The organism is Bradyrhizobium sp. STM 3809, from assembly GCF_000239795.1.
In the GTDB taxonomy this organism is placed as follows: Bacteria; Pseudomonadota; Alphaproteobacteria; order Rhizobiales; family Xanthobacteraceae; genus Bradyrhizobium.
This window is the reverse complement of the sequence record NZ_CAFJ01000120.1, coordinates 1-8,989: the sequence shown is the minus strand read 5'-3', so window position 1 is coordinate 8,989 and position 8,989 is coordinate 1. Positions and strand designations below refer to the sequence as shown.

Genomic DNA, 8,989 nt, shown 5'->3' with positions numbered 1-8,989 from the left:
GCGGCGCGGGAGGTGCCGCTTGGCTGCAACGAAGCAAAGCGGCCCTTCTGCAAGACGAGATGTTCGCCAGCGCATATTGCAACCGCGCGGATGCGCACTGCCCGTCCGATGGACCTGTTGCCTAGCCGAGCTTGTGCCATGCCCCTCACCCGGATTGCTGCGCAATCCGACCTCTCCCCGCAAAGGGCGGGGAGAGGTGCACCGAGCTCGTCGCGCGGCCGATGGCACAAGTGCAACGAAAAAGGCCGGCACCATGTGCCGGCCTTCGTCAAGTCACGTCGATCACCACAGCATCACGCCTGGCTGGCGATCTCCTTGCCGAGTGCGGATTGCGCGGCGGCAAGGCGGGCGATCGGCACGCGGTAGGGCGAGCACGAGACGTAGTTCATGCCGATCTTGTGGCAGAATGCCACCGACGCGGGATCGCCGCCATGCTCGCCGCAGATGCCGACCTTGAGGTTGGCACGCGTGGCGCGGCCGCGCTCGACGCCGATCTTGACCAGCTCGCCGACGCCGTCGCGGTCGATCGAGATGAATGGATCGATCTCGAGGATGCCCTTGGCGACATAGGCGCCGAGGAAGCTGCCGGCGTCGTCGCGGCTGATGCCGTAGGTGGTCTGCGTCAGATCGTTGGTGCCGAACGAGAAGAACTCGGCGGCCTCGGCGATCTGGCCGGCCATCAGCGCGGCGCGCGGCAGCTCGATCATGGTGCCGACCTGGTATTCGAGCTTCGCGCCGGTCTCGCGGATCACGGCCTGCGCCATCGCGTCGATGCGCGCCTTGACCAGATCGAACTCGGCCCTGGTGGCGATCAGCGGCACCATCACCTCGAGGCCGACGGCCTCGCCGGTGCGCTTCTCGGCCTCGACCGCGGCCTCGAAAATCGCGCGCGCCTGCATCTCGGCGATCTCCGGATAGGCGATGGCGAGACGGCAGCCGCGGAAGCCGAGCATCGGGTTGAACTCGGAGAGCTCGCGGGCGCGATCGGCGAGCCGGCGCGGATCGGTGTTCATCGCGCGCGCGACCTCCTCGACCTCGGCCTGGGTGTGCGGCAGGAACTCGTGCAGCGGCGGATCGAGCAGACGGATCGTGACCGGCAGGCCCTTCATGATCTCGAACAGCTCGACGAAGTCGGCGCGCTGCATCGGCAAGAGCTTCGCCAGCGCGGCGCGGCGCTCCTGCTCTTCCTCGGAGAGGATCATCTCGCGCACCGTGCGGATGCGGGTCTCCTCGAAGAACATGTGCTCGGTGCGGCACAGGCCGATGCCCTCGGCGCCGAACTTGATCGCGGTGCGCGCGTCCTCCGGCGTGTCGGCATTGACGCGCACGCCGGTCTCGCGCACGGCGTCCGCCCAGCCCATCAGGGTGCCGAACTCGCCGGACAGCTCCGGCTCGATCATCGGCATGCGGCCGGCCAGCACCTGACCGACGGAGCCGTCGATGGTGATGACGTCGCCGGTCTTGAAGGTGCGGCCGCCGACGCTCATCGTGCCGCGGCCGTAGTCGACGCGGATGGTGCCGCAGCCGGAGACGCAGGGCTTGCCCATGCCGCGCGCGACGACAGCCGCATGCGAGGTCATGCCGCCGCGGGTGGTGAGGATGCCTTCCGCGGCGTGCATGCCGTGGATGTCCTCCGGCGAGGTCTCGATGCGCACCAGGATGACCTTGCGGCCGTCGGCCTGCAGCTTGGTGGCCTCGTCCGACGAGAACACGATCTCGCCCGAGGCAGCGCCGGGCGAGGCCGGCAGGCCGGTGGCGACGACATCGCGCTTGGCGGCGGGATCGATGGTCGGATGCAGGAGCTGATCGAGCGAGGCCGGATCGACGCGCAGCACGGCGTCGTTCTGCGAGATCAGGCCCTCATGGGCGAGCTCGACGGCGATGCGCAGCGCCGCCTTGGCGGTGCGCTTGCCGCTACGGGTCTGCAGCATCCACAGCTTGCCGCGCTCGACCGTGAACTCCATGTCCTGCATGTCGCGGTAGTGCTTCTCGAGCAGCGTGTAGATCCGCGTCAGCTCCTTGAACGCGTCGGGCATCGCGACTTCCATCGACGCCTTGTCGGAGCCGGACTCGATGCGCGCGTCCTCGGTGATGTCCTGCGGCGTGCGGATGCCGGCGACGACGTCCTCGCCCTGCGCATTGATCAGGAACTCGCCGTACAGCTTGCTCTCGCCGGTCGAGGGATTGCGGGTGAAGGCGACGCCGGTCGCCGAGGTGTCACCCATGTTGCCGAACACCATGGCCTGGACGTTGACGGCGGTGCCCCAGGACTCCGGAATGTCGTGCAGCTTGCGATAGGTCACCGCGCGGGCGTTCATCCAGGATGAGAACACCGCGCCGATCGCGCCCCACAGCTGATCGTGCGGGTCCTGCGGGAAGTCCTTGCCGGTCTCGGCGGCGACGGCGTCCTTGTACTTGCCGACCAGCATCTCCCAATCTTCCGACGAGAGATCGGTGTCGAGCTGATAGCCCTGGGTGTCCTTGAAGCTGTCGAGGATGTCCTCGAAATGATGGTGCTCGAAGCCGAGCACGACATCCGAATACATCGTGATGAAGCGGCGATAGCTGTCGAACGCGAAGCGGCGGTCGCCGGACAGCGTGGCCAGCGCCTCGACCGTCTGGTCGTTGAGGCCGAGGTTGAGCACGGTGTCCATCATGCCCGGCATCGAGGCGCGGGCGCCGGAGCGCACCGACACCAGCAGCGGGTTTTCCGGATCGCCGAACTTCTTGCCGGTGAGCTTGCCGATGTAGTCGAGCGCCTTGTCGACCTGCGACTGCAGCTCCTTCGGATAGGTCTTGTCGTTGGCGTAGAAGTAGGTGCAGACCGAGGTCGGGATCGTGAAGCCCGGAGGCACCGGCAGGCCGAGATTGGCCATCTCGGCGAGGTTGGCGCCCTTGCCGCCGAGCAGATCGCGCAGGCCCGCCTTGCCCTCGGCCTTGCCGTCGCCGAAGGTATAGACCCACTTGTTCGGCTTGATCGCGGTCGTCGCGCTCTTGGCAGCGGGCTTCGCGGCGGCCTTCGCCGCCGGCTTGACGGCCGCCTTGGCGGGCTTCTTCGGAGCGGTTTTCACCGGCGCTTTCGGCGCCGACTTCGCAGCCGCCTTGTTCGCAGCAGACTTGGCGGGAGACTTGGCGGGCGCCTTGGCGGCCGGCTTCGGTGCCGTCTTCAGCGCCTTGCGCGGCGGGGCGAGCGCAGCGGCCTTGGCCTTGCCCGTCTTGGAAGGCTTTGATTTCGCTGCGACTTTCTTAGACTTCGCTACCGCTTTGGCCATGAGATGGTTCGATCCGCAAATGGGGAGGAGAAATCGCGCGCCTTACACCATTTTGGGCGCTGCGGCGCAAGCACAGAGGTTCCCGACCTTGGGAGGAGACGGCGCGAGGAAATCAGAAATGTAGCCACTTCAGAAGGCCCATGCCGATCAGGCCGTTCAGGATCAGGAAGATCGCGACGATGAAGTTCAACAGCCGCGGCATGATCAGGATGAGGACGCCCGCGATCACGGACATGATCGGCGAGATGTGGGCAACGGTCAGATGCATCGGCCAACTCTGAATGGATTGAAAGAGACGTGGCAGGCGATTCGATTCCGCCGGACCTTATCCCGGCTGATCGTGGCGGAATAGGAGACGCGCGGCGCGGGTTCCGGTTCCCCGTAGCAGGACCTGTCGCGAAAATGCCCCTGGTTCCCCGGGGAACGATGACCCGAAGCCGGCATTGGGAGGCAGGTGCCGGCACGCGTGCCGGTCGCTCAGTCAAGCGGATCAACAGCAAGGAGTCCCGCTCATGCGAACCCAACTCACCCTTGCCGCCCTGGTGGCCGCCCTCGTGATCCCCGCGGCGGCGCAGGCGCAGTCCTACACCGTGGGGCGCGGCGTCTTGGTCGAGGACGAGCCCGTGATCACGGTGGAGCGCCGTCCCGAATTCCGCGAATATGTCGTGCGCGAGCGTGTTCCCAACTATGTGATCCCCGATCGCGTCGTTGTGGGGACCGTCCTGCCCGAGTCGGGTGTTACATATTACGACGTTCCGCAGCGCTTCGGTGCGACACCTTATCGCTACACGGTGGTGAACGGCGAAACTGTTCTGGTCGAACCGCGATCGCGGCGGATCATTCAGGTGGTTGAGTAGTTAACGAGCTGCATTTGGTCGCCAACGCCCCCGCAAGCGGCCAGATGTAAAGGCCCTGCCCGGTTCCCCCCGCCGGGCGGGGCTTACTTTTTGAGAGGTCGTTAGCTTAGGTCGTCATCGCGAGCGCCGCGAAGCGATCCAGGGGCGACACGGACAGTCTGCCTGCACGGCCCCTGGATTGCTTCGGCGCAAGAGCGCCTCGCAATGACGCGTGTGGCAGGCTTGGCCGCCTCACCACAACTGTCGTCGCCCGGCTTGACCGGGCGATCCAGTACTCCGAGACGGACGTGAGTCCACCGAAAGGCCCCGGCGTAATGGATGCCCGCCTGCGCGGGCATGACAGCAGAGTTAGCGACTGGCGCCATTGCGAGCGTCAGCGATGCGCTCCGGCCTGTAGGGTGGGCAAAGGCGCGCCCCTGCCCCCTCCACTTGCGCGATCGCAATGGCGCCGTGCCCACCGGCTCGCGGCGGAGCGAGCCGCGCGGCGGTGGGCACGCTGCCGCCTGGCGGCGGCTGCTTTGCCCACCCTACGCAGCGTGCTCAGCCCTCGATCTTCGAGAAATCCGCCACCGCGCGGGTGGCGCTGCGGATCTCGTTCAAGAGCTTCAGCCGGTTCTCACGGATCGCCGCGTCGTCGTCGTTGACCTTGACCTTGTCGAAGAACGCATCGACGGCCGGACGGAGCTTGGCCATCGCGCGCATCGCCGCGGCGAAGTCCTCCTTGGCGACGGCCGCGCCGGCTTCCGAGCCGACATCGCCGATGGCCTTGGCCAGCGCCTTCTCCTCGTCGAGCCTGTAGAGCGCGGCATCCGGCGCGCCCTCGAACTTGCGCTTGTCCTTCTTCTCCTCGATGGCGAGGATGTTGGAGGCGCGCTTGGTGCCGGCGAGCAGGTTCTTGCCGTCGTCGCTGTCGAGGAACTTTCCGAGCGCGTCGACGCGGCGCACGACCATCAGGAGATCATCCTTCATCTCCTCTTCCGGAGGCGGCTCACGATCGAGGGCCTCCTGGCTGCCGGCTGCTTCAATGAGATCAAGTTTGCCTGCACCACTTCTTGCCGCATCCGACCTCCACCAGGGGGAGGGTGATGTCGCGAACACGGCGTCGACAAGATCGTGCCGCGCGCCTTGCTCACGAAGCTGAACTTTAAGGCGGTCGGCGAAGAACGAGATGAGATCGACAACCTTCGCTGGCACGCTGCGCGTGCCGAACGTTTGCGCATCCACTCTCACAACAAAACGAGTGAACCCAGGCTTTTCACCACTTTCCGCCTGCTCCACTTCATTCCCGACCTCGCGCGCGCGAATTGCCGTCGCCAGATCGAAGAACGCGGGCCCGCAGATATTAGCGAGATGAAGGCGGAGATCATTCTCCAAGATGATTCGGATCACGCCCAGCGCCGCACGCCTCAGCGCGTACGGATCCTTCGAGCCCGTCGGCTTCTCGTCGATCGCCCAAAAGCCAACCAGCGTATCGAGTTTGTCGGCCAGCGCGACGGCCACCGCGACCTTGTCGGTCGGCACGCGATCACCGGGCCCTTGCGGCTTGTAGTGCTCCTCGCACGCCGCGGCGACCGAGGCGTCCTCGCCCTGGGCGAGCGCGTAGTACTTGCCCATCAGGCCCTGCACTTCCGGAAACTCGCCGACCACCTCGGTCAGCAGGTCGGCTTTCGCAAGCTTCGCCGCGCGCGCGGTCTTTGCGGGATCGGCGCCGACCAGCGGCGCGATCTCGGCGGCGAGCTTCTCGATCCGAGCAATACGCGCAGCCTGGGTGCCGAGCTTCTCGTGAAACACGATCTGCTCGAACTTCGGCAGCCGGTCCTCGAGCTTCGTCTTGAGGTCCGTCTCGTAGAAGAACTTCGCGTCCGACAGCCGGGCGCGGATGACGCGCTCGTTGCCGGCGATGATGGTCTTGCCGCCGTCGGTCGCCTCGATGTTGGCGGTCAGGATGAACTTTGGCGCCAGCCCGCCGGTCTTGGGGTCGCGGACCACGAAGCATTTCTGGTTGTTGCGGATGGTGGCGCGGATCACCTCGCCCGGGACCTTCAGGTACTCCGGATCGAACGAGCCCATCAGCACGACCGGCCATTCGACGAGGCCCGCGACCTCGTCGAGCAGGACGGGATCCTCGACCAGCTCGTAGCCCTGCGCGAACGCCAGTTGCTTGGCGTCGGTGACGATGGTGTCCTTGCGGCGCTGCGGATCGAGCACGACCTTGGCGTCGAGCAGCTTGGCCTCGTAATCCTCGAAGCGGCGCACGCTGAACGCCGATGGCGCCAGGAAGCGGTGGCCATAGGTGGTCTGCCCGGCCTCGATGCCGTCGACCGCAAAGCTGACGACGTCGGGCTCCTCGGTCTCGAGGCCAAAGGTCGCGGTGATCGCGTGCAGCGGCCGCACCCAGTTCAGCGCGCCCGGCTTGTCCGAGCGCTTGCCCCAGCGCATCGACTTCGGCCACGGGAAGGTGCGCACGATCACCGGCAGCATCTCGGCGAGCACGTCGAGCGTGGCGCGGCCGGGCTTCTCGATCAGCGCGACGTAGAAATCGCCCTTCTTCGGATCGCGCTGGATCGTCGCCTCGTCGAGCGAGGCGAGACCCGTGGCCTTCAGAAAGCCCTGGATCGCCGCATCGGGGCCGCCGACGCGCGGGCCCTTGCGCTCCTCCTTGAGGTCGGCCTGCCGCGCCGGGATGCCGTGCACCGTCAGCGCCAGCCGGCGCGGCGTCGCGAACGCCTTGGCGCCCTCATAGACCAGGCCCTCGGCAACGAGCTTGTCGGTGACCATGCGGCGCAGATCATCAGCCGCCTTGGCCTGCATGCGCGCGGGGATTTCTTCGGAGAACAGTTCGAGAAGGAGATCGGGCATTGCAACCGCTCTTGGCGCGACGTGAGGCGCAAACAGGATGGAGTGCGGCGAGACGGCTCGCCGTCACTCGTGAGAACCGTCAGGTGACCCGCGCCGGGATCTCCTGGAGATCCGCGGCGACCGTCACGCCGGCAGCTTCGAATGCGCTCCGTCGCACAGCGGCGCATTGGCGGTGCGCTTGCAGGTGCAGAAGAACGCCTTCTTGGTTTCGGGGGCCGTGTATTGCATCGGCGCGAAGGAGGAGCCCGCATGGCTGCCGTCGCAGAACGGCTGCTTGGCGGATTTCCCGCAGGTGCACCACCAATAGTCCTTGCCCGCCTCGACCTCGATGGGAAGCGGCGTCCGGCCGCCGATCGCTGGTTCGCTCATGATGCCCCTCCGGCTTCGGTATGCAGCCAGGCCTCGCCGCAGGCCTTGGCCAATTCGCGCACGCGCAAAATGTAGCTCTGCCGCTCGGTGACCGAGATGACGCCGCGCGCATCGAGCAGGTTGAAGACGTGGCTGGCCTTGATGCACTGGTCGTAGGCCGGCAGCGCCATCAGGTGCTCTCTTCGATTGCCCTCACGCCAGCCGGCATCGAGATATTTGCGGCAGGCGCCCTCGGCCATCTTGAACTGCTCGAACAGCATCGCGGTGTCGGCATGCTCGAAATTGTGCCGCGAATATTCCTGCTCGGCCTGCAGGAAGACGTCGCCATAGGTGACCTTGGCATCGCCGTCGCGGCCGTTGAAGTTGAGGTCGTAGACGCGGTCGACGCCCTGCACGTACATCGCCAGCCGCTCGAGGCCGTAGGTGAGCTCGCCCGCGACCGGGGCGCATTCGAAGCCAGCGACCTGCTGGAAATAGGTGAACTGCGACACCTCCATGCCGTCGCACCAGCACTCCCAGCCGAGGCCCCAGGCGCCCAAGGTCGGGCTCTCCCAATCGTCCTCGACGAAGCGGATGTCGTGCACGGCGGCGTCGATGCCGATCGCGCCGAGCGACTTCAGGTACAGCTCCTGAAGGTTCGGCGGCGACGGCTTCATGATCACCTGGAACTGATAGTAGTGCTGCATCCGGTTCGGATTCTCGCCGTAGCGGCCGTCCTTCGGCCGGCGCGACGGCTGCACGTAGGCCGCATTCCACGGCTTCGGCCCGAGCGCGCGCAAGGTCGTCGCGGGATGGAAGGTGCCGGCACCCATCTCCATGTCGTAGGGCTGCAGGATCACGCAGCCCTGCTCGGCCCAGAAGCGTTGCAGGGCCAGGATCAAGCCCTGGAACGAACGTTCGGGGCGCATGTGCGGAGGCAGCTCGTCCATCGTCGGCATCGGTCTTTCGCGGGGTCTGAAAAGCGCGCGGACCGTATCGGCGAGGACTTCAGGAATCAAGGCGATGGGCCGGAGAAAACGGCGGCGAAGGCCGCCGTTTCGATCGCAGCGGGCGGTCAGCCGGGCCGGTAGGCGCCCGTGACGGGGTCGCGGCGCAAGGTCTTGATCTCTGCCGTCTGCGCGGCCTCGGCGGCGCGCGCCAGACGCATCTCCTCGAGCTCACAGTTGATCTTCTGAGCGGTCTTGTAGGCCCAGCGAACCGCGGCAAGCCCGCCCAGCATACCCGCGAAAGCGACGAACGGCGGCATCGATCGATCCTTGTTCATGAGGAAAGCCACCCCGGGTCGCATTGTCGCCGATCCCGGTTCCCCCTGCAATCCGGACTGCAGGGGGCAAAATGGCGCGGCCTCGGGCGTCGGCCTTTGGGCGTCAGAAGCCGAACCGGGCCCAGATGGCCCGGGTTTCGGCGGCAGAGATGAACTCCTCGGCGAGCCCCGACCAGCCGAGGCCCACGCCTGCCGCGGCCAGGCTGCCCGCGCCCGCGGACTTGCGGCCGAGCAGGCCCGACAGCAGGCCGCCTGACGGCGCGACCACGGGCATCGCGACCTTGTCGCCGAAGCGGGCGCGCAGCACCGCGCGGAGGTCGCCGATCGCGTCCGCAAGGCCCAGCGTCACGGCGGTCTCGCCGGCCCAA

General features: G+C 66.7%; 7 protein-coding genes and 1 pseudogene. 1 reads left to right on the top strand and 7 read right to left on the bottom strand.

Annotation, left to right across the window (positions count from 1 at the left end; all coding sequences use genetic code 11):
* Positions 1–293 precede the first annotated feature (293 nt).
* Complete coding sequence (gene ppdK / locus BRAS3809_RS06100; RefSeq protein ID WP_008961220.1) at positions 294–3,272, bottom strand: pyruvate, phosphate dikinase; 2,979 nt, start codon at positions 3,270–3,272, stop codon at positions 294–296.
* 112 nt (positions 3,273–3,384) lie between these two features.
* On the bottom strand, positions 3,385–3,540 hold the full coding sequence (locus BRAS3809_RS34675; protein WP_006613564.1) for a DUF3096 domain-containing protein: 156 nt from the start codon (positions 3,538–3,540) through the stop codon (positions 3,385–3,387).
* Positions 3,541–3,784: 244 nt separating this feature from the next.
* Here BRAS3809_RS34675 and BRAS3809_RS06095 point away from each other — a divergent pair, with 244 nt between their 5' ends.
* The gene (locus BRAS3809_RS06095; RefSeq protein WP_008961218.1) at positions 3,785–4,129 is read left to right on the top strand and encodes a DUF1236 domain-containing protein; all 345 of its coding nucleotides are present in this window, start codon (positions 3,785–3,787) and stop codon (positions 4,127–4,129) included.
* A 540-nt stretch (positions 4,130–4,669) separates the two neighbouring features.
* Here BRAS3809_RS06095 and glyS read toward each other — a convergent pair.
* The 5 genes and pseudogenes from glyS to BRAS3809_RS06070 all read right to left on the bottom strand — a co-directional run.
* On the bottom strand, positions 4,670–6,988 hold the full coding sequence (glyS, locus tag BRAS3809_RS06090) for a glycine--tRNA ligase subunit beta (protein WP_008961217.1): 2,319 nt from the start codon (positions 6,986–6,988) through the stop codon (positions 4,670–4,672).
* A 123-nt stretch (positions 6,989–7,111) separates the two neighbouring features.
* Positions 7,112–7,357, bottom strand: coding sequence for a CDGSH iron-sulfur domain-containing protein (locus BRAS3809_RS06085; protein ID WP_008961216.1), 246 nt, complete (start codon positions 7,355–7,357; stop codon positions 7,112–7,114).
* Positions 7,354–8,286 (bottom strand): glycine--tRNA ligase subunit alpha, encoded by a 933-nt coding sequence (locus tag BRAS3809_RS06080; RefSeq protein WP_035655483.1) that lies wholly within the window; start codon positions 8,284–8,286, stop codon positions 7,354–7,356. Before BRAS3809_RS06080 ends, BRAS3809_RS06085 begins: the two co-directional genes overlap by 4 nt.
* Positions 8,287–8,411: 125 nt before the next feature.
* Complete coding sequence (locus BRAS3809_RS06075) at positions 8,412–8,603, bottom strand: hypothetical protein (protein WP_008961214.1); 192 nt, start codon at positions 8,601–8,603, stop codon at positions 8,412–8,414.
* A 121-nt stretch (positions 8,604–8,724) separates the two neighbouring features.
* A pseudogene (locus BRAS3809_RS06070) lies at positions 8,725–8,989 on the bottom strand (S49 family peptidase); the annotation flags it as partial.

Bases quoted from the DNA above. Each gene is read 5' to 3' on its own strand.
- ppdK (WP_008961220.1), bottom strand. From the start codon at position 3,272: ATGGCCAAAGCGGTAGCGAAGTCTAAGAAAGTCGCAGCGAAATCAAAG.
- BRAS3809_RS06095 (WP_008961218.1), top strand. From the start codon at position 3,785: ATGCGAACCCAACTCACCCTTGCCGCCCTGGTGGCCGCCCTCGTGATC.
- BRAS3809_RS06075 (WP_008961214.1), bottom strand. From the start codon at position 8,603: ATGCCGCCGTTCGTCGCTTTCGCGGGTATGCTGGGCGGGCTTGCCGCG.
- BRAS3809_RS06080 (WP_035655483.1), bottom strand. From the start codon at position 8,286: ATGGACGAGCTGCCTCCGCACATGCGCCCCGAACGTTCGTTCCAGGGC.
- glyS (WP_008961217.1), bottom strand. From the start codon at position 6,988: ATGCCCGATCTCCTTCTCGAACTGTTCTCCGAAGAAATCCCCGCGCGC.
- BRAS3809_RS06085 (WP_008961216.1), bottom strand. From the start codon at position 7,357: ATGAGCGAACCAGCGATCGGCGGCCGGACGCCGCTTCCCATCGAGGTC.
- BRAS3809_RS34675 (WP_006613564.1), bottom strand. From the start codon at position 3,540: ATGCATCTGACCGTTGCCCACATCTCGCCGATCATGTCCGTGATCGCG.